At 56.2% G+C, this 18,307-nt stretch carries 21 protein-coding genes; 15 read left to right on the top strand and 6 right to left on the bottom strand.

Annotated elements, in window-relative coordinates; translation table 11 throughout:
* The first annotated feature begins 14 nt into the window (after window positions 1-14).
* From OYT1_RS03365 to OYT1_RS03400, 8 genes are all read left to right on the top strand, one after another.
* Window positions 15-998 carry a family 20 glycosylhydrolase gene (locus OYT1_RS03365; protein ID WP_172588504.1) on the top strand — a complete coding sequence of 328 codons (984 nt, stop codon included), beginning with the start codon at window positions 15-17 and terminating at the stop codon, window positions 996-998.
* On the top strand, window positions 988-2,076 hold the full coding sequence (locus OYT1_RS03370) for a DUF1972 domain-containing protein (RefSeq protein ID WP_062625336.1): 1,089 nt from the start codon (window positions 988-990) through the stop codon (window positions 2,074-2,076). The genes OYT1_RS03365 and OYT1_RS03370 overlap by 11 nt, the downstream gene beginning before the upstream one ends.
* A gap of 127 nt (window positions 2,077-2,203) precedes the next feature.
* A complete protein-coding gene (locus OYT1_RS03375) occupies window positions 2,204-3,223 on the top strand; it encodes an MraY family glycosyltransferase (protein WP_062625335.1) in 1,020 nt (339 codons plus the stop codon).
* 177 nt (window positions 3,224-3,400) lie between these two features.
* A complete protein-coding gene (gene rpsF / locus OYT1_RS03380; protein WP_062625334.1) occupies window positions 3,401-3,781 on the top strand; it encodes a 30S ribosomal protein S6 in 381 nt (126 codons plus the stop codon).
* Between the two features lie 4 nt (window positions 3,782-3,785).
* A complete protein-coding gene (gene priB, locus OYT1_RS03385; RefSeq protein ID WP_062625333.1) occupies window positions 3,786-4,082 on the top strand; it encodes a primosomal replication protein N in 297 nt (98 codons plus the stop codon).
* Between the two features lie 10 nt (window positions 4,083-4,092).
* A complete protein-coding gene (rpsR, locus tag OYT1_RS03390) occupies window positions 4,093-4,362 on the top strand; it encodes a 30S ribosomal protein S18 (protein WP_062625332.1) in 270 nt (89 codons plus the stop codon).
* A 10-nt stretch (window positions 4,363-4,372) separates the two neighbouring features.
* Window positions 4,373-4,822, top strand: coding sequence for a 50S ribosomal protein L9 (gene rplI / locus OYT1_RS03395; protein ID WP_062625331.1), 450 nt, complete (start codon window positions 4,373-4,375; stop codon window positions 4,820-4,822).
* Window positions 4,823-5,126: 304 nt separating this feature from the next.
* Window positions 5,127-5,834, top strand: coding sequence for an HAD-IA family hydrolase (locus OYT1_RS03400; protein WP_062625330.1), 708 nt, complete (start codon window positions 5,127-5,129; stop codon window positions 5,832-5,834).
* A 48-nt stretch (window positions 5,835-5,882) separates the two neighbouring features.
* Here OYT1_RS03400 and OYT1_RS03405 read toward each other — a convergent pair whose 3' ends face one another.
* From OYT1_RS03405 to OYT1_RS03425, 5 genes are all read right to left on the bottom strand, one after another.
* Window positions 5,883-6,380: a TPM domain-containing protein gene (locus OYT1_RS03405; RefSeq protein ID WP_062625329.1), complete on the bottom strand. Its 498-nt coding sequence runs from the start codon at window positions 6,378-6,380 to the stop codon at window positions 5,883-5,885.
* Window positions 6,380-7,195, bottom strand: a complete 816-nt coding sequence (locus OYT1_RS03410; RefSeq protein ID WP_062625328.1) for a TPM domain-containing protein — start codon at window positions 7,193-7,195, stop codon at window positions 6,380-6,382. Before OYT1_RS03410 ends, OYT1_RS03405 begins: the two co-directional genes overlap by 1 nt.
* On the bottom strand, window positions 7,196-7,786 hold the full coding sequence (locus OYT1_RS03415; protein WP_062625327.1) for a LemA family protein: 591 nt from the start codon (window positions 7,784-7,786) through the stop codon (window positions 7,196-7,198).
* A gap of 80 nt (window positions 7,787-7,866) precedes the next feature.
* Window positions 7,867-8,547 carry a lipoprotein-releasing ABC transporter ATP-binding protein LolD gene (gene lolD, locus OYT1_RS03420; RefSeq protein ID WP_062625326.1) on the bottom strand — a complete coding sequence of 227 codons (681 nt, stop codon included), beginning with the start codon at window positions 8,545-8,547 and terminating at the stop codon, window positions 7,867-7,869.
* Window positions 8,540-9,784 carry a lipoprotein-releasing ABC transporter permease subunit gene (locus OYT1_RS03425; RefSeq protein ID WP_062625325.1) on the bottom strand — a complete coding sequence of 415 codons (1,245 nt, stop codon included), beginning with the start codon at window positions 9,782-9,784 and terminating at the stop codon, window positions 8,540-8,542. The genes lolD and OYT1_RS03425 overlap by 8 nt, the downstream gene beginning before the upstream one ends.
* 108 nt (window positions 9,785-9,892) lie before the next feature.
* Between OYT1_RS03425 and OYT1_RS03430 the strand changes: the two genes are divergently transcribed.
* On the top strand, window positions 9,893-10,900 hold the full coding sequence (locus tag OYT1_RS03430; protein WP_062625324.1) for a hypothetical protein: 1,008 nt from the start codon (window positions 9,893-9,895) through the stop codon (window positions 10,898-10,900).
* Window positions 10,901-10,907: 7 nt separating this feature from the next.
* Here OYT1_RS03430 and OYT1_RS03435 read toward each other — a convergent pair whose 3' ends face one another.
* Window positions 10,908-11,303, bottom strand: coding sequence for a bacteriohemerythrin (locus OYT1_RS03435; RefSeq protein WP_062625323.1), 396 nt, complete (start codon window positions 11,301-11,303; stop codon window positions 10,908-10,910).
* 141 nt (window positions 11,304-11,444) lie between these two features.
* On the opposite strand from OYT1_RS03435, the gene OYT1_RS03440 reads away from it, so the two are divergent.
* Genes OYT1_RS03440 through odhB form a run of 6 tightly spaced genes read left to right on the top strand, consistent with a single transcriptional unit; the run spans window position 11,445 to window position 18,307 of the window.
* Window positions 11,445-12,008: a hypothetical protein gene (locus OYT1_RS03440; protein ID WP_062625322.1), complete on the top strand. Its 564-nt coding sequence runs from the start codon at window positions 11,445-11,447 to the stop codon at window positions 12,006-12,008.
* A 6-nt stretch (window positions 12,009-12,014) separates the two neighbouring features.
* Window positions 12,015-12,710, top strand: a complete 696-nt coding sequence (locus OYT1_RS03445; protein WP_062625321.1) for a succinate dehydrogenase iron-sulfur subunit — start codon at window positions 12,015-12,017, stop codon at window positions 12,708-12,710.
* Window positions 12,707-12,967, top strand: a complete 261-nt coding sequence (locus OYT1_RS03450) for an FAD assembly factor SdhE (RefSeq protein ID WP_232013223.1) — start codon at window positions 12,707-12,709, stop codon at window positions 12,965-12,967. The genes OYT1_RS03445 and OYT1_RS03450 overlap by 4 nt, the downstream gene beginning before the upstream one ends.
* 38 nt (window positions 12,968-13,005) lie before the next feature.
* Window positions 13,006-14,292, top strand: a complete 1,287-nt coding sequence (gene gltA / locus OYT1_RS03455) for a citrate synthase (RefSeq protein ID WP_062625320.1) — start codon at window positions 13,006-13,008, stop codon at window positions 14,290-14,292.
* Window positions 14,293-14,304: 12 nt separating this feature from the next.
* Window positions 14,305-17,175: a 2-oxoglutarate dehydrogenase E1 component gene (locus OYT1_RS03460; RefSeq protein WP_062625319.1), complete on the top strand. Its 2,871-nt coding sequence runs from the start codon at window positions 14,305-14,307 to the stop codon at window positions 17,173-17,175.
* On the top strand, window positions 17,165-18,307 hold the full coding sequence (gene odhB, locus OYT1_RS03465; protein WP_062625318.1) for a 2-oxoglutarate dehydrogenase complex dihydrolipoyllysine-residue succinyltransferase: 1,143 nt from the start codon (window positions 17,165-17,167) through the stop codon (window positions 18,305-18,307). The genes OYT1_RS03460 and odhB overlap by 11 nt, the downstream gene beginning before the upstream one ends.

Raw genomic sequence — 18,307 nt, forward strand, 5'->3', positions numbered from 1 at the left:
TTTGTGTGTTTTTGATGCTATTGGTAGGTGCAAGATATGCCGTTGCCGCAGAAGTATCCTTGCACAATAGTGGTGCTGCGCCATCTTTCAAGTTGCGCGTGTTGCATATTCCGCTTCAATACTTACAGCCCAGTGAAGTTAAACGACTGATAAAGAAAGCTGCTGATGCTAAGTTCAACGCGATCATTCTCGCCATAAATGGGATGGTGGCCCTTAACTCACTGCCCGCTGTGATTGATAAGGCATGGAGCAAAGATGAGTTGCGTGATGTGGCGAAATACACAAACGCTCTTGGTATCAAGGTGATCCCTGAGGTTAAATTACTTTCGCATCAGAAACTATTCTTTGCTGAACACTTTCCGGATCTTATGTTCGATCATGAGACTTATGATCCGAACAATCCGGCAGTGTATAAGAAGGTGTTGCCAATTCTAGATGAGCTTGTTGAGTTGCTTCATCCATCTGCCATTCATATCGGTCATGATGAGGTGAATGGGGCCTATCAATCAAAAACCTTGTTAGGTCGTTGGAAATTGATGTTGCCAGCAGTGCTATTTACAAAAGATGTGTTAGTTATTTACACCCATTTGCGGAGTCTGGGCGTCGAGACTTGGATGTGGGGAGATATGCTGCTTGGAGCAGATGAGTTTCCTGATATGGAGCGTAGTCCACTGAATGGGGGGGCAGGGGGCTATGGTAAGAAATTGCGAATCCGACTGCCCAAAGATATTGTTATTTGCGATTGGCATTACGCGGATAAACAAGCGGATTTCCCTTCGTTGAGAGCATTGAGATCGGATGGTTTTCGAGTGTTGGGCGCAACTTATCTAGACAAGAACACCATGCATGGTTTTAGCCAATACGCCTCACAAAATGGAGGTGATGGAATGATCGCAACCCTTTGGGTTTATCCGATGCGTAAAGATTGGGAGACGACCTATCAAATAATCCGAGAGTCTGGAGCTGTATTCAATAGGGATTTTCCTGATGAAAAGTAAGCTAATTTCCATCATCGGCACTGTCGGTGTCCCCGCCAACTACGGCGGCTTCGAGACGCTGGCTGAGAATCTCGTGAAATACCATGTTTCGGTTTCGCTGCCGGATTCGCTCATTGTTTACTGTAGCAGCAAAAGCTATCCATTCAGAGAGCCTACTTTTCTTTCGGCGCAGCTCAAGTATGTTCCGCTCAATGCAAATGGCTCGCAGAGTATTCCCTATGACATCGTTTCGTTGGCATTGGCGGTATGGAATCGAAGTGATGTGATTCTGTTGCTTGGAGTATCAGGGGCTATTGCGTTGCCTTTGGTTAGATTTTTCTCTTCCGCACGCATCATCACTAACATTGATGGGATCGAGTGGCGTAGAGAGAAGTGGCAGGGGTTGGCGAAGCAGTTTTTGCGTTTCTCGGAGAGGATGGCGGTGCGTTTTTCGCATGAGGTGGTCGCGGATAATGCGGCCATTGCAGAATATGTGTTGCTTTCTTATGGTGTGGATAGTCATGTGATTGCGTATGGTGGTGATCATGCGATAGCGGTTGATGCGGTTAATGTGGATGAGTATGTGTTGCCGGAGAGGTATGCATTTTCAGTTTGCCGCATCGAGCCTGAAAACAACGTGCATCTCATCGTGGAGGCATTCTCTACACTGCCAACTCATCCGTTGGTGATGGTTGGTAACTGGAATAACAGTGAGTATGGCAGGGAGGTGCGTAGGCGCTTCGCATCGCGTCCAAATTTGTTTCTGCTGGACCCGATTTACGATATTGGCAAGTTGAAGACGTTACGGTCGTCGGCAGCTATGTATGTGCATGGTCATTCTGCCGGAGGGACAAATCCGTCATTGGTGGAAGCGATGCACTTCGGTAAGTCGATTCTGGCATTTGATTGTGATTTCAATCGCAGTACGACAGAGGGTAAGGCGCTATTTTTTTCGGATGGAAATGGACTTCAGCGCCTTGTAGAAACGCTCTCTGATCGGGTTGCTCATCAGGTGGGAGAGGAAATGCTTGAAATAGCCCGGCGCCGATATACTTGGACGGTTGTTGCCAAGCAGTATTTTGACTGTATTTCGGGTTAGAGGATGCCTTTGCCGAGGGGGATATAGGCCATTGGCATATGTTTGAAATAAGCATGGCATGAGATAATTCCTTCCAGTGTTAGCTGTTCGGTCAACTGCGTAGAGTAGATAGGTATTGGGTAAATTGATGTCATTGAGCATTTTCTTTCTTGGTTCGTTGTTCGCCTGCGTTATGTGGGTATACGTTCTTACCCCTGTGGCATGTAGAATTAGGCTTATTGATAAGCCTAATGAGCGTAAGCAGCACCGAGGTGAGATTCCCTTGATTGGGGGAATTGCTATCTTTTTGGCGTTGATTCCAGCAATGTTCAGTCAGTGGGCTGCTGGGGTGGACGCCATTCTGATCTGGGCTGTCTCTGCACTCTTGCTGGTGGGGGCGTTGGATGATCGCTTTCATTTAAGCGCAAAGTTGAGACTGGCAATTCAAGTCCTTATCGTGGGCGTGGTGTTTTCATCAGGTACCAGTATCCATGGTTTAGGGAATATATTTGGCATGGGCGCAATCGAGCTGCATGGCGTGATAGATTTTGTCATCACGGCGATTGTCGTGCTGGGTATCATCAACGCCGTCAATATGGTGGACGGTGTGGATGGCTTGGCAGGTAGCTTGATGTTGGTGGCAGTGGCCGGTATGGTTGGCTTGGCTGTGTGGACAGGGCATCTAGAGAAGCTTCCCATTTTGATTTCGCTTGCTGGGGCGTTGATCGGATTTCTGGGATTTAATCTTCGGCATGGATTCAGGCAGCACGCTGCTATCTTTCTTGGGGATTCAGGCAGCATGTTCATCGGTATTTTGCTGGTTATTCTGATGCTTAGGCTTTTGGATGCATCTGCTGGGCAAATTAAGCCCATCACGATGATTTGGCTCTTGGCAGTTCCGCTACTTGATATGTGTGCAGTCATCTTCCGCCGATTAAGTCAGGGTGACTCCCCACTTGTCGCGGATCGCAATCATATCCACCATATTCTACTGAGACGTGGCTATTCCACGAATCAAGTGGTGGGTGCGCTGTTTGCAACTGCGGTATTTTTCGCTGCCACTGCGATCGTTTGTAATATGTACGGTGTTCCTGAGTGGTTTATGTTTGTTCTCTTCTGGCTGGGTGTGGTCTCTGTGGCCCTTTGTTTGCGCGAAAGCAAAGCCTGATTGTGTTCGTACCCTCTTCTGTTGTTTTTTGATTCGCAAATTAATCAGTTGGTTGCGGATTGACGGCGATGGTAAATCCCGTATAATCCGCGCTCCCGAAATCTACCTTTAGGTGATTTCGGGGTTTACCTTGCTCCACCGCCGTTCGCGGGGGGCTTTAATCCACAAGGAGATGTAATGCGTCACTACGAAATCGTATTTATCGTGCATCCCGATCAGAGCGAGCAAGTGCCCGCCATGATCGAGCGCTATCGCACACTGGTTACCGGCAAGGCTGGCCAGATCCATCGTCTGGAAGACTGGGGCCGTCGCCAACTGGCTTACCCGATCCAGAAGATCCACAAAGCACACTACGTGCTGATGAACATCGAAGTCGATCAGGAGACCCTGGACGAGCTGGAACACGCATTCAAGTTCAACGACGCTGTTCTGCGCCACCTGACCATCAAGACTAAGGCTGCTGTGACTGCGCCTTCTCCGATGATGAAGGAAGAGAAGTCTCGTTCGCTGGCTGGCGACGTGGTTTCCGACGCAGCACCGGCAGCGGCTGCTGCCTGATTGAGTGAGTTGTAACCGGTTCGTTATTTGCGGACACATCGCGGCGCGAGATGAATTGCGCTACACCCCGGCAGGGTTGGAGCGGCTGGAGCTGAAGATTCAGCACAGTTCGACCCAGCAACAAGCCGCATCACAGCGTCAGGTGCAGTGTGAGATCACTGCGCTGGCTTTGGGTGAGACAGCTAGGCAAGCAGCGACGCTGCAAGTCGGGCAGAAGGTGAAAGCGGGTGGATTCATCGCCCAGCGTAGTCTGCGCAGTACGCAACTGGTTCTGCATATCGAAAACATTATTCTGGAATAAGGAGCACCAAATGGCTCGTTTCACCAACAAGAAAGACGACAAGAAGGGTAACTCTTCGCGTCAACTGTTCAAGCGTCGCAAGTTCTGCCGCTTTACTGCTGAAAAGATCGCTGAAGTGGATTACAAGGATGTGAACATCCTGAAGGAATTCGTCAGCGAAAACGGTAAGCTGATCCCGGCACGTATCACCGGTACCAAGACTCGCTATCAGCGTCAACTGAGCACAGCGGTCAAGCGCGCACGCTTCTTGGCGTTGTTGCCCTACACCGATCTGCACTAAGGAGTAGAACATGCAAATCATTCTGATGGAAAAAGTCATCAACCTGGGTCAACTGGGTGACGTGGTTAAGGTTAAGAACGGCTATGCTCGTAACTTCCTGATCCCTCAAGGCAAGGCGAAGCGTGCTACTGCAGCTTCTCTGGCTGAGTTCGATGCACGTCGTGCCGAGTTGCACGCCGCTGAAGCTGCTAAGCTGGCGGCAGCTCAAGCCGAAGGCGAGAAGATGTCCGGTTTGACCGTACAGATTTCGCAAAAGGCAGGTGTGGATGGCAAGTTGTTCGGCTCTGTGACCAATGCGGATATCGCTGCTGCACTGGCAACTGCTGGTTTTGCTATCGAGAAATCGCAAGTGCGCCTGCCCACCGGCCACCTGAAGCAGATCGGCGATTACCCGATCAGCATCTCGTTGCACACCGATGTCGTTGCGGAAATCACCGTTTCCGTGCTGGGCGAACACTAAACCTGTTTTGCTTCGGTAAAGAAGAAGGGCTGGCAACAGCCCTTTTTTTATTTTTTGCGGAACTAATCTGCATATTCCTTATCTGATTGCTCGGGTATGTTGCCCGTATTGAGAAAAGGAATGCAAAGTGAAGAAATATTTCGTGCTGATTAGCCTGACGATTGCCGAATGGTTTACAGTCGTGACTCACTCCGTTCCGCTCTAATACCGTTATAATTCACTCAGGCAAACCCCGCAGCTTGCTGCGGGGTTTTCTGTTTCTGGGCCCTGAACGGGAATAACAACGAGTAACAGGAATACGAGTATGACCATTAAAGCCATCATTTTCGACGTGGACGGTACCTTGGCTGACACTGAGGACGCGCACCGTATTGCTTTCAACAAGGCGTTCGCCGACAACGGTCTGGACTGGAATTGGGATGCGGCTCTGTATGACAAGCTGCTCAAGGTCACGGGGGGCAAGGAGCGCATCAAATTCTTCGTGGAAGATTTTCTGACGGGCTATACCAAGCCGGAGAATTTCGACGATTTCGTCAAGCATCTGCACAAGGTTAAGACTGCACACTACACCACCATGCTGGCAGGCGGTCACATCCCCTTGCGTCCGGGCATCAAGCAACTGATCGTCGATGCGCATGCGGCAGGCCTCACGCTCGCCATTGCGACTACCACTACGCCGGAAAATGTTTCTGCGTTGCTGGAGGTAGGGTTGGGCAAGGACTGGGCGAATTATTTTTCTGCCAACGGTTGTGGCGATATTGTGCCGCTCAAAAAACCGGCACCGGATATTTACAACTGGGTGCTGAATGAGCTGAAGCTGGCACCGCAGGACTGCATAGCACTCGAGGATTCCAATAACGGTCTTCGTTCTAGTCTAGCTGCTGGGATTAAGACTTACATCACCATCAATCACTACACCCGCCATCAGGATTTCACTGGAGCTGCGCGCGTGTTCGACGACCTGAGCGACCTGCCTGGCTTCTATCGAACGGCAGGATTGCCTTTGGCCTAGAGAGGCAAGAAGAAAAACGGTGGGAATTCCCGCCGTTTTTCATTTGAGTTAGAGCGTTACCGGATGATCCGGTAATTCGTTGGGGTTTTTGCCTTGCGCAGGGAAGTGCTGTTGCAGCAGGGAGGCGATGGCGGCGATGCCGTGCAGTACGCCTTGCTCGAACGCACCTGAGCGGAAGTGAGCTTCCATGTCGTGGCAGATCGCTTCCCAGCTGGCTGCGCCTACGCGGGTATGGATGCCGCGATCAGCTACGATCTCGACATCGCGATCTGCCAGCAGCAGGTAGATCAGCACACCGGAGTTGTGTTCGGTATCCCACACGCGCAGGTCGGAAAAGACTTGCAATGCACGTTGATGTGCCGAGGTTCCGGTGACCAGTTCCGGCCAATCCAGCCCAGCTTCCACCGCGAAGCGTAGCTCGCCCATGTGGGTGTGCTCAGACTGGCCAATGGCGGCCTCAATGCGAGCCATGCTGTCTTTAGGGAAGCGGCGCCTGACTTGCCAGCGTCCCGCCAGCAGATGGTTGAGTGTGCGTTGAATATTCATCACCATCTCCCCGAGGCTCCGCCGCCGCCAAAGCCGCCGCCTCCACCACCGAAACCACCTCCGCCGAAGCTGCCTCCGCCCAGCCCGCCGATGCCGCGATGCCCGCCACCTAATCCGACTGCAAACGCCATGAGGCCGAGGAAAATGGCGAAGATCAGCCCGCTTCCAAACAGAAGTGCTGCCCCACCGATCAGTCCGCCATTCACCAGTGCGCCGGGAAATTTTCCTAGTATGCGGCGCAGGATCGTGCCGCCGATGAGCGCACCGAAGAATAGAGCCGGTAACAGATTTTCCTGAATGGAGCCGTTGTTACTCCTCCGATGTTCGGGAGCCGGTAACGGCTCACCTTCGATCACCGCCATGATGCGAGTCACCCCGGCATCGATACCGCCGTAAAAATCCCCTTGCTTGAATGGTGGCGTGATGACCTCGGCGATGATGCGCTTGGCGATCACGTCCGGCAGCACGCCTTCCAGCCCGTAGCCGACCTCGATGCGCAGCGCGCGATCATCCTTGGCGACCAGCAGCAACACGCCGTCATCCACTTCCTCGCGTCCTAGCTTCCACTGCTCGACCACGCGGACGGAATACTGCTCGATGGTTTCGGGTTGAGTCGAGGGGACGAGCAATACGGCGATCTGGCTACCTTTCTGTGCCTCGTAGCCTTGCAGCTTGGTTTCCAGCGTAGTGCGCTGTTCGGCGGAAAGCGTGCCTGTGAGATCAGTTACTCGTGCTGTCAATGGCGGTACGGCTACCTCCGCTGTGGCAGCGCAAGGTAACAGGACAAGCAGAAAGGTCAGCAGCCAGTGGCGCATTTACTTGCCAAACTCCACTTTCGGCGCAGCCGAGATCGCTTTCTCGTTCTCTACCGTGAAGCTGGGCTTGGTCTGGTAGCTGAACACCATTGCGGTCAGATTGCTGGGGAAGGAGCGGATAGTCACGTTGTACTCCTTCACCGCCTTGATGTAGCGGTCACGTGCCACGGTGACGCGGTTCTCGGTGCCTTCCAGTTGCGCTTGCAGATCGCGGAACGAGGCATCGGCCTTGAGCTGTGGATAGTTCTCCGAAACGACTAGCAGACGCGACAGCGCCGAAGTCAGTTCGCCCTGTGCTGCCTGAAACTTTGCGAAGGCGGCTTCGTCCTTCACTAACTCCGGTGTGGCTTGGATCGAGCCGACCTGAGCGCGAGCAACGGTCACCGCTTCCAGCACCTCTTTCTCATGTGAAGCATAGCCCTTTACCACGTTCACCAGATTCGGCACCAGATCGGCGCGGCGCTGGTACTGGTTCAGCACCTCACTCCATTTCGCCGTCACTTCCTCGTCCTGTGACTGGATGGTGTTGTAGCCGCAGCCCGAGAGCGCGAGCGTGGAAAGCAGGATCAATGTGGTGAGAAGATTGCGCATGGTGATTCCTTTCGTGAATGATTTCCGCCCAGATGGGGGCGGTGTGCTGTAATTCAATGACTGCCGCGCTGAGTGATGACTCAAGCAGCTTGCAAAACTCCATCCACCAAGCGTAACTGGCGCTGCATCTTGCTGGCGAGTTCGAGGTCGTGGGTGACAATGATGACGCTGGTGTTGAGGCGAGCGTTGAGCTCTAGCAGCAAGGTGAACAGTGCTTGAGCGCTGGCGCGGTCGAGGTTGCCGGTCGGCTCGTCGGCCAACACGCAGGCTGGTTGAGTGACTAGAGCGCGGGCGACGGCGACGCGCTGGCGCTCACCTCCGGAAAGTTCGGCGGGCAAGTGCTCCAAACGATGGCCGAGGCCGACGTGTTCCAGCATGGCGGCGGCTTGCGGCGCGGCTTCCTCGCGTTTCATGCCACGGATCAGCAGTGGCATGGCGACGTTCTCCAGCGCAGTGAACTCGGCCAGCAGATGGTGGAACTGATAGACGAAGCCAAGGTGACGGTTGCGCAGCTCACCGCGCGCCGCTTCACTCATGGCTTGCACATCCTGCCCCAGAATCTTCACGCTGCCGCTGCTCGCGGTGTCCAGCCCGCCCAGCAGATGGAGCAGGGTACTCTTGCCGGAACCGGATGCGCCGAGGATGGCGAGGCTCTCTCCGCGCGCTACCTGCAAATCCACCCCGCTCAGCACCGTGACGTTGAGCTTACCCTGCGCGTAAGTCTTGCGCAGTTCCTTGCAATCAATGACCAGATCACTCATAGCGTAACGCCTCCGCCGGTTGAACCTTGGCTGCGCGCCAACTTGGGTAAAGGGTCGCCAGCAGACTGATGACGAAGGACATCGAGGCGACCACGATCACATCGGCGCTGTGCAGATCGGAAGGTAGCTCACTGATGTAGTAGAACTCCTTGGACAGGAACTGCACGCCGAACAGGTGTTCGATGAACGGGATGAGGGTGCCGATGTTCAGCGCGATCAGTACGCCGCCGCCCACGCCCAGCACCATGCCGATCAGGCCGATCAGCACGCCTTGCACCATGAAGATCTTCATGATGCTGGACGGCGACGCGCCCAAGGTGCGCAAGATGGCGATGTCGGCCTGCTTGTCGGTCACGGCCATCACCAGCGTGGAGACGATGTTGAACGCGGCGACTAGCACGATCAGCGAAAGGATGATGAACATCATCTTCTTCTCCATCGCCACCACGGCGAAGTAGTTAGCGTTCTGCTGCGTCCAGTCGGTGGCGTAGATGCCGGGCGGCAACTGGCCTCCGAGCTTGAGTGCGACTTCCGGTGCGCGGTCGAGATCGTGCAAGTTGCCGCTGATGCCGCTCACTGCCTCACCCAAACGGAACAGTTTCTGTGCGTCGTTCAGGTGGATGAGCACTAGAGCGTTGTCGAAGGGAGCCATGCCCACCTCGAAAATGCCGACTACGCGGAACTGTTTCAGGCGCGGCAGCATCCCGGCGGGAGTGATCTGACCTTGCGGGGTGATGAGCAGCACCGAATCGCCCAAGCGTGCGCCCATCGCACGGGCGAGGTCGCTACCCAGCGTGATGCCGAACTCGCCGGGGCGCAGATCATCCAGCTTGCCCAATTTCATCTTGTCGCCCAAGCCGGTCAGGCGCTGTTCGTCCGTCGGCAGGATGCCACGCACCATCACGCCTTGCACTACCTCGTTCAGCGACACCATGCCCTGGCCGCTCACATAGGGCGCAGCGGCACGCAACTCCGACTGTTTTCCTAGCGCAGCCAACAGCGGTTGCCAGTCCAGTAACTGACCGGTTTCACTGACGACTTGCAGATGGGGCGTCACGCCTAGGATGCGTGCGCGAACCTCTTTCTGGAAGCCGTTCATCACCGACAACACCACGATCAACGCCGCCACGCCAAGCGCGATGCCCAGCATCGAGATCAGCGAGATGAACGAAATGAAGTGGTTGCGGCGCTTGGCGCGGGTGTAACGCAGACCGATGAGGAGTTCGTAAGGACGCAAGGGAAAGACCGGCAAAAAGTTCGGGCGCTAGTTTGCCATAAGCGGGGCGTGCGTGCGGTGGGAATGAGACGGAAATCTATCCTGCGCCCCTCTGGTAAACTCCGTGCCATGAAAAATGTACAGTTGATCGTTCCTGATTTGCTTCCGCCGCCGGACTGGGCAGGGGAGTTGTTGTCTGGTTTGGCGGTGCCTGCACTGGATGCCTTGCTGGTACGGGGTGAGCGGACGGCTGCTGAGTCGGCGACGATGGAATCGGCGTTGTGTCGCGCTTTTGGGGTGTCAGTGGAAGAGGGCGGCGATCCGGTGGCGGCGATCACGGCGCAGGCGGATGGATTGTCGCAAGGTGGTTACTGGCTGCGCGCTGATCCGGTGCATTTCTTATTGCAGCGAGACAAGATCGTGGCGCTGCCTACCGGCGGCGTAACCTCGGATGAGGTTGCGGCCTTGATCGGGAGCCTCAATCAGCATTTTCGTGAGGACGGACTGACGTTCCATGCGCCTCATCCGCAGCGCTGGTATCTGCGGTTGGAGGTGGCACCCAGCATCACGACTACACCGCTGTCTCAGGTGTTGGGGCGCGACATTCGCCATCTGTTGCCACAAGGTGAGGCCGCGCTTCGCTGGCATCGTTTGACCAACGAGATTCAGATGTTGCTGCACCAACACCCAATCAACGAGGCGCTGGAGGCGCGCGGCTTACGCGCGGTCAACGGCGTGTGGCTGTGGGGCGGAGGCGCTGCTGGGGTGGCGCTGTCCAAGTCACTCCAATCGGTAGCTACCGATGAGACACTGGCGGGACAGTTCGCCCAGCTTGCCGGGCAGTCTGAGCACGCTTGGCCGGATTGCTGGCAGTCTGCCGAAGGCGCGCAGTTACTGGTGTACGGCGGCTTGGGTGAGGCGTTGCGGGCGGGTGACTGGCAGGCGTGGCGCGAGCGGATTCAGGCATTCGAGTACAGCTACGCGCAGCCCTTATTGGCGGCGCTACGCCGAGGCGAGTTGGCTCGGCTGGAAATTCAGGTGCTGTGCAGTGGCGGTGACGCAAGGATGTACACGTTGAAACGTGCTTCGGTGTGGAAGCTCTGGCGGCGCGGCGGTTTGGTGCAGGCTGTCCGCTAGAGGGTGACTAACTCCGGCTGGCGATGAACGCGGCCGTGATGAAATCCATCGTGTTGACGTGATTGACGAACCAGTTGCCGACATCCTTTTTCAGCCAATTTTTCAACGCTTCTGCATCGCGTCCCCGTTTCCAAGCCTCCATCTGTGTAGTCATGTCGGCCAGTACGCGGTCGTGTTCGCCCTTGTGCATGGGGTAGGGTGGGAACTGTGCGGCCTGCATCCGGCTTTCTTCCTCGGCGAAGTGGTGGCGGGTGTGATCCAGCAAGTCGTCGAGCCGTGCATCTAGCTTGTCGAGGTCGAGAGGCGACTGGTTCAATGACTCAAGCAACTGATCGCGAAGGGCGTCAAATTCCTGATGGTCACGGTTCATGAAGTCTAAGGCGACGTGTGGATAGTTCAACATGGCGGATTTCGCGTCCTAGTCAGGTCGTTGGTGTGTCGTCGATTTTACGCAGAAAACGTCGCCTGTTCCTAGTTTTGCGGCTAGTCTTCGGTGATATGATGCGCAGCAGTCTAGTCATTATCGAGAACTGGGGAGTGGCAAATGGATACCATCAAATTAGGCTCACGTGCGAATAATCCAGACATGGATTGGAGTCAGGTGCGCGAAACGGTGCTGATGCTGGAGTTGTCGATGGTGCAGATCGACACGGCCTTACGCGACAGTCGATCTTCTTTTGAGGTGCTTTCCAGTACCTTTACCGCGATGGCGAATTTCCTCAGTTCGCAGCAAGAAACATTGCATTCGCTGCCGACCACGGAGGAGGGTGAGGCCATGAAGGCGGGCGTTCTAGAAACGGGCTCTCATGTGATGAGTATGATGCATGAGGCTATCATCTCCTTCCAGTTTTATGATCGCATGGGGCAGCGGTTGGATCATGTCTGTCATAGCTTGCACTCTCTCAGTCAGCTCGTTGCAGACCGAAGCAAGATCTATTCTCCGGAGGAGTGGATGAATTTGCAGGACTTGATTCGCTCGAAGTACACCACGCCGGAAGAGAGGGACATGTTCGATGCGGTGGTGCTTGGTGTGCCTGTTGAGGAGGCTATCAATAAATACGTCGCCAATCTGCAAGAAAAGGCGGGCGGGGACGTTGAGCTGTTCTGATCTGGCATGAAGTTTCGCATCTACCGTTACAACCCCGAGACCGACCATCGCCCTGCGATGCGGGAGTATGAGTTGGAGCTCGAGTCTGGCGACAAGATGTTGCTGGATGCGCTGATGTTGTTGCGGGAGCAGGACGATAGTCTGGGTTTTCGAAAATCCTGCCGTGAAGGTGTGTGCGGTTCCGATGCTATCAACATCAATGGTCGCAATGGCTTGGCGTGCATTACGCCGCTCTCTAGCCTGAAACAACCCATCGAATTGCGCCCGCTGCCCGGTCTGCCGGTGATCCGCGACCTCATCGTGGACATGACGCAGTTCTTCAAGCAATATCACTCGATCAAACCTTATCTCATCAACAATGATCCGCCACCGGAGACTGAGCGGCTGCAGTCGCCCGCTGCGCGTGCCGAGTTGGATGGCTTGTATGAGTGCATCCTGTGCGCGTGCTGTTCGACCTCTTGCCCCTCGTTCTGGTGGAACCCAGACAAATTCGTCGGCCCCGCTGGATTGCTGCAAGCTTACCGCTTTATCGCCGACACTCGCGATCAGGAGACTGCCGAGCGTCTTGACTACCTCGAAGATCCGTACCGCTTGTTTCGTTGCCATACCATCATGAGTTGTGTCGAAGTCTGCCCCAAGGGGCTCAATCCCACCGAGGCCATTGGAAAGATCAAGGACTTGATGATCAAGAGGATGGTGTGAGCGGCAAGCCTGAGTCTGCGATAGGGCGTGCGTGTCACAATCGGCTCTTGTGGCGCTGTCGGCGCGGATTGTTAGAGCTGGATCTGGTGCTGGAGCACTTTGTCGTGCGTCACTTCGATACGTTGAGCGCGCAGCAGCAGGAGCAATTTCTGATTTTGCTTGATCTGCCCGACAACGAACTTTTGGATATGATTACAGGTAAAATCGAAACGAAGGACGAATTCCGTCCCCTTTTAGATTTGCTGATCGCCGCTTGATGCTGCGGTGCTTTAAGAATATTGGCTAGGATAAGAACATGGAAAAGAAGCGCGTTGCGACATTGACACTGGACGATGGTCGAGTCATCGAATTGCCTATCCTAGACGGGACGCTGGGGCCGGATGTGCTGGACATCCGTAATCTAGCTAAGGCGGGACTGTTCACTTTCGATCCCGGCTTCATGGCCACCGCCAGCTGCGAATCGAAGATCACTTTCATCGATGGCGAAGCCGGTTTGCTCTATTACCGAGGCTACCCCATTGAGCAATTGGCTGCGCACTCCGACTTCCTCGAAGTGTGTTATCTGCTGCTCAATGGTGACTTGCCGAATGCGGAGCAGAAGAGCGAATTCGTCGATAAGGTCAGGCAGCACACGATGGTGCATGACCAGTTGGCTCGTTTCTTCAGTGGCTTCCGTCGTGATGCCCATCCGATGGCGGTGATGGTGGGGGTGGTGGGCGCGCTGTCGGCGTTCTATCACGACTCGCTGGACATCACCAACCCCGAACATCGCGAGATCTCCGCCCTGCGGCTGATCTCCAAGGTGCCGACCATCGCGGCGATGGCCTACAAATACAACATCGGCGAGCCGTTCATGTACCCGAAGAACAAGTTCAGCTATGTTGAGAACTTCATGCACATGATGTTCGCTACGCCGTGCGAGGACTATGTGCCTAACCCGGTGCTGGTGCGCGCGCTGGAGCGTATCTTCATCTTGCACGCCGACCACGAGCAGAACGCTTCGACCTCGACCGTGCGTCTGGCTGGCTCGTCCGGTGCCAGCCCGTTCGCCTGCGTGTCGTCCGGTATCGCCGCTTTGTGGGGGCCGGCGCACGGTGGTGCGAATGAGGCTGTGTTGAAGATGTTGGAAGAGATCGGCGACGTGTCGCGCGTGGCTGATTTCATGAAGGGTGTGAAAGAGAAGAAATACCGCTTGATGGGTTTTGGTCACCGCGTCTATCGCAACATGGATCCGCGTGCCGCTGTGATGCGCGAGACCTGTTACGAGGTGCTGAAAGAACTCAATCTGGCCGACGATCCGATGTTCAAGATGGCGCTGGAGTTGGAGCAGATCGCTTTGCGCGACCCCTATTTCATCGAGCGTAAGCTGTATCCGAATGTGGATTTCTATTCCGGCATCGTGCTGCGCGCATTGGGTATCCCGACCAATATGTTCACAGTGATCTTCGCTTTGGCACGCACTATCGGCTGGATCTCGCAGTGGAGCGAGATGATCGCCGATACTGAACGCCGCATCGGGCGTCCGCGTCAGTTGTATCAGGGCGCGACCAAGCGGGATTTCATGCCCGTGACCGAGCGTTAGAACCTAGCGGCTATGGGTGAGCGCAGCTACCTTGAGTCGATGCAGGACAGTTCGCGGCTGTTCGGGGCGAACGCTGGTTTCATCGAAGGCTTGTACGAAGACTATCTGCTCGATCCGAGCCGTGTTCCCGAAGCTTGGCGTGGATATTTTGACGGACTGCAACTCACTCCGGGGGCGACTCACGAACTCGCCCATTCGCCGGTGCAACGCAGCTTCGCGGCCCTTCCGCTGGCAGGTAACAAGCCTGCGGTGAGTCTGGAAGCCGACCACGCGCGCAAGCAGGTGTTCGTATTGCAGCTCATCAATGCACATCGTTTTCTCGGCATCCGTCGCGCCAATCTTGATCCGCTTGCGCGCCATGTCAAGCCTGAGGTGCCGGAGCTGGATCCGGCATTCTATGGCCTGAGCGAGGCGGATCTCGATCTCACGTTCGAGACGGGTTCGCTGGTCAGCGCGCAACGTATGACTTTGCGGGAGATCGTCGGCCTACTGCGCCAGACCTATTGCAGCAGCATCGGTGCGGAATACATGTACATCTCGGACATGACGCAGAAACGCTGGATACAGCAGCGCATCGAGAGTGTGCGTGGCCAGCGGGCGAGCACCCAAGAGCAGCGGCGCGAATTGTTATGGCAGCTGACCGCCGCCGAGACGCTGGAACGTTATCTGCATACCAAATACGTCGGCCAGAAGCGATTCTCGCTGGAAGGCGGCGAAACCGTCATCCCCTTGCTGAATCACTTGTTGCAGCACGCGGGTGCGGCAGGGGTGAAGGAGTCCGTGATCGGCATGGCGCATCGTGGGCGTCTCAACGTGTTGGTCAACATCATCGGCAAGCAACCGTCGATGTTGTTCGCCGAATTCGAAGGCATCCATAACGACCATCTGACCTCAGGCGATGTGAAATACCACCAAGGATTCTCGTCTGACATCGCCACGCCAGGCGGCCCGATGCACGTCACGTTGGCGTTCAATCCCTCGCATCTGGAGATCGTTGATCCGGTGGTAGAGGGCTCGGTGCGCGCGCGTCAGCATCGTCGTGCCGATCATGCCGGTGATCAGGTCTTACCTATCTTGCTGCATGGGGATTCGGCTTTCGCCGGACAAGGCGTGGTGATGGAGACGTTGAGCCTGTCGCAGACGCGAGGCTATCGCACGGGCGGTACGGTGCATGTGGTCATCAACAATCAGATCGGCTTCACCACCTCGGATGCGCGCGATACGCGCTCTTCGACCTACTGCACCGACATCGCTAAGATGGTCGAAGCGCCCATCTTCCATGTCAATGGCGACGATCCCGAAGCAGTGTTGCTGGTCACCGAACTGGCGTTGGAATTCCGCATGGCGTTCCACAAGGACGTGGTGATCGACATGGTGTGCTTCCGTAAGCTCGGTCACAACGAGCAGGATGAGCCGCTGGTCACGCAGCCGTTCATGTACCGCTACATCAATCAGCATCCCGGCACGCGCGCCCGTTACGCGCAGACGTTGGTGGAGCAGGGCGTGATCGCCGCCACCGATCCCGATACCATGATCGCGGACTATCGCAAGCTGCTGGAAAGTGGCGGCAAGCTGGTCAAGGCTGCCGACAGCGATTTCCGCGTCGAGCATGCGGTGAGTTGGCGTAAGTTCCGGCTGGATGCGCGCTGGGACGAGCCGGTGATTACCGCCGTTCCTGCCGAGAAACTGCGCCATTACGCCGAGCGGCTAGTGAACATCCCGCCGCGATTTAAACTGCATTCACGCGTCGAAAAGATCCTCGCCGACCGTTCCGCCATGGGACGCGGGGAGTTATCGCTGGATTGGGGTATGGCCGAGAATCTGGCCTATGCTAGCTTGTTGGACGACGGCTATCCGGTGCGTTTGTCCGGGCAGGATTGTGGGCGCGGCACCTTCTTCCATCGACACGCCATCCTGCATGATCAGAACCGTACCGAGTGGAAGCTGGGCGCGCACATTCCCTTGCAGCACATCGCGCCCAAGCAGGCCGATTTCGCGGTGATCGACTCCATCCTTTCGGAAGAGGCGGTGCTTGGTTTCGAGTATGGCTACGCGACCGCCGATCCCGATTCGTTGGTGCTGTGGGAAGCGCAGTTCGGCGACTTCGCCAACGGCGCGCAAGTCGTTATCGACCAGTTCATCGCTTCCGGCGAAGCCAAGTGGGGACGTCTGTGCGGCCTGACCTTGCTGTTGCCGCATGGCTACGAAGGGCAGGGTGCGGAGCACTCCTCGGGACGTATCGAGCGCTATCTGCAACTGTGCGCGGAGTACAACATTCAGGTCGTCGTGCCGTCGTCGCCCGCGCAGATGTTCCACCTGCTGCGCCGCCAGATGCTACGCCCGTATCGCAAGCCGCTGATCGTGTTCACGCCCAAGAGTCTGCTGCGTAACAAGGATGCCGCTTCGCCGCTGAGCGAGCTGGCCGAAGGCCGCTTCCAGCCAGTGATCGGCGAGCGAGAAACGCTGGATGCGACCAAGGTCAAACGCATCATCGCCTGTAGCGGCAAGGTGTATTACGAACTGCTCAACGCGCGTCGAGTCAAGGAGATAGCCGATATGGCGATCATCCGTATCGAGCAGCTATACCCTTTCCCGCACGAGGATTTTTCCGCGCAGATCGCCGCTTATCCGAACGCCACCGAGCTGATGTGGTGTCAGGAAGAACCGGGCAATCAGGGCGCATGGCATCGCATCCAGCATTATCTGGCGCGCCATTTGCGTTCCGGCATGCAGCTTGGTTATGCCTTACGCGCTTCCGCCGCTGCACCGGCAGCGGGCTACCTCGCGCTGCACAACGAACAACAGAAAGCCGTGATCGAGGCCGCCTTCCGCGACGACATCACTAAGCGCAACAACCCCGGAGCAAACCGCCATGCAAGTTGAGATCAAAGTCCCGCAACTGTCCGAATCCGTATCAGAAGCCACCTTGCTGGCTTGGCACAAGCAGGCGGGTGATGCCGTCGCCGAAGGCGAGAACCTCATCGATGTCGAGACCGACAAAGTGGTGCTGGAGTTGCCCGCCATCAAATTCGGCGTGCTGACGAAGATACTCAAAAAAGAAGGCGATCTGGTCACCAGTGGCGAAGTCATTGGCTTGATCGACACCGAGGCGCAAGCCAGCGCGGCTCCTGCGCAAGCGGCGGCTGTCGCTCCGGTGTTGCCGCCCGCCGCCCGCAAGCTGGCGCATGAGGCTGGGGTGGATGTTTCCAACATCGAAGGCAGCGGTCGAGGCGGTCGCATCACCAAAGACGACGTGAAGGCGGTCATCGAGAAACAGCCCGCTGCTGCGCCTGCGCCGCAAGCCGCTTCGGGTGGCCGCATTGAACAGCGCGTCCCGATGACCCGCATCCGTCAGCGCATCGCCGAACGTCTGCTGCAATCGCAGGCCAATGCCGCCATCCTCACCACTTTCAACGAAGTCAACATGCAGCCGGTGATCGACCTGCGCAACCGCTACAAGGATGCGTTCGAGAAGAAACACGGCGTGAAGCTGGGCTTCAGCTCGTTCTTCGTCAAGGCGGCGGTGCTGGCTTTGCAGAAATTCCCGGTCGTCAACGCCTCGGTGGATGGCACCGATGTGATCTACCACGGCTACTACGACATCGGCGTGGCCATCGGCAGCGAGCGCGGCTTGGTCGTGCCCATCATCCGTGACGCGGATAAGCTATCGTATGCCGACATCGAGCGCCAGATCGTCGATTTCGGCGCGCGCGCCAAGGAAGGCAAGCTCACGCTAGACGAACTCTCCGGCGGCACCTTCTCCATCTCCAACGGCGGCGTGTTCGGCTCCATGCTCTCCACCCCCATCATCAACCCGCCGCAAAGCGCCATCCTCGGCATCCACGCCACCAAAGATCGCCCCGTAGTCGAGAACGGCCAGATCGTCATCCGCCCAATCAACTACCTCGCCGTCTCCTACGACCATCGAATTATTGATGGGCGCGAAGCCGTGCAGTTCTTGGGCACGATCAAGGAAGCGTTGGAGTTCCCGGGTAGGGCGTTGCTAGATTTGTAA

The sequence above is a fragment of the Ferriphaselus amnicola genome (assembly GCF_000974685.2).
In the GTDB taxonomy this organism is placed as follows: Bacteria; Pseudomonadota; Gammaproteobacteria; order Burkholderiales; family Gallionellaceae; genus Ferriphaselus; species Ferriphaselus amnicola.

Coding starts and splice junctions, on each gene's coding strand:
- rplI (WP_062625331.1), top strand. CDS start 4,373: ATGCAAATCATTCTGATGGAAAAAGTCATCAACCTGGGTCAACTGGGT.
- OYT1_RS03370 (WP_062625336.1), top strand. CDS start 988: ATGAAAAGTAAGCTAATTTCCATCATCGGCACTGTCGGTGTCCCCGCC.
- OYT1_RS03375 (WP_062625335.1), top strand. CDS start 2,204: ATGTCATTGAGCATTTTCTTTCTTGGTTCGTTGTTCGCCTGCGTTATG.
- lolD (WP_062625326.1), bottom strand. CDS start 8,547: ATGAGTGATCTGGTCATTGATTGCAAGGAACTGCGCAAGACTTACGCG.
- OYT1_RS03405 (WP_062625329.1), bottom strand. CDS start 6,380: ATGAATATTCAACGCACACTCAACCATCTGCTGGCGGGACGCTGGCAA.
- OYT1_RS03400 (WP_062625330.1), top strand. CDS start 5,127: ATGACCATTAAAGCCATCATTTTCGACGTGGACGGTACCTTGGCTGAC.
- OYT1_RS03415 (WP_062625327.1), bottom strand. CDS start 7,786: ATGCGCAATCTTCTCACCACATTGATCCTGCTTTCCACGCTCGCGCTC.
- rpsR (WP_062625332.1), top strand. CDS start 4,093: ATGGCTCGTTTCACCAACAAGAAAGACGACAAGAAGGGTAACTCTTCG.
- odhB (WP_062625318.1), top strand. CDS start 17,165: ATGCAAGTTGAGATCAAAGTCCCGCAACTGTCCGAATCCGTATCAGAA.
- OYT1_RS03460 (WP_062625319.1), top strand. CDS start 14,305: ATGGGTGAGCGCAGCTACCTTGAGTCGATGCAGGACAGTTCGCGGCTG.
- gltA (WP_062625320.1), top strand. CDS start 13,006: ATGGAAAAGAAGCGCGTTGCGACATTGACACTGGACGATGGTCGAGTC.
- rpsF (WP_062625334.1), top strand. CDS start 3,401: ATGCGTCACTACGAAATCGTATTTATCGTGCATCCCGATCAGAGCGAG.
- OYT1_RS03410 (WP_062625328.1), bottom strand. CDS start 7,195: ATGCGCCACTGGCTGCTGACCTTTCTGCTTGTCCTGTTACCTTGCGCT.
- OYT1_RS03430 (WP_062625324.1), top strand. CDS start 9,893: ATGAAAAATGTACAGTTGATCGTTCCTGATTTGCTTCCGCCGCCGGAC.
- OYT1_RS03440 (WP_062625322.1), top strand. CDS start 11,445: ATGGATACCATCAAATTAGGCTCACGTGCGAATAATCCAGACATGGAT.
- OYT1_RS03365 (WP_172588504.1), top strand. CDS start 15: ATGCTATTGGTAGGTGCAAGATATGCCGTTGCCGCAGAAGTATCCTTG.
- OYT1_RS03435 (WP_062625323.1), bottom strand. CDS start 11,303: ATGTTGAACTATCCACACGTCGCCTTAGACTTCATGAACCGTGACCAT.
- OYT1_RS03445 (WP_062625321.1), top strand. CDS start 12,015: ATGAAGTTTCGCATCTACCGTTACAACCCCGAGACCGACCATCGCCCT.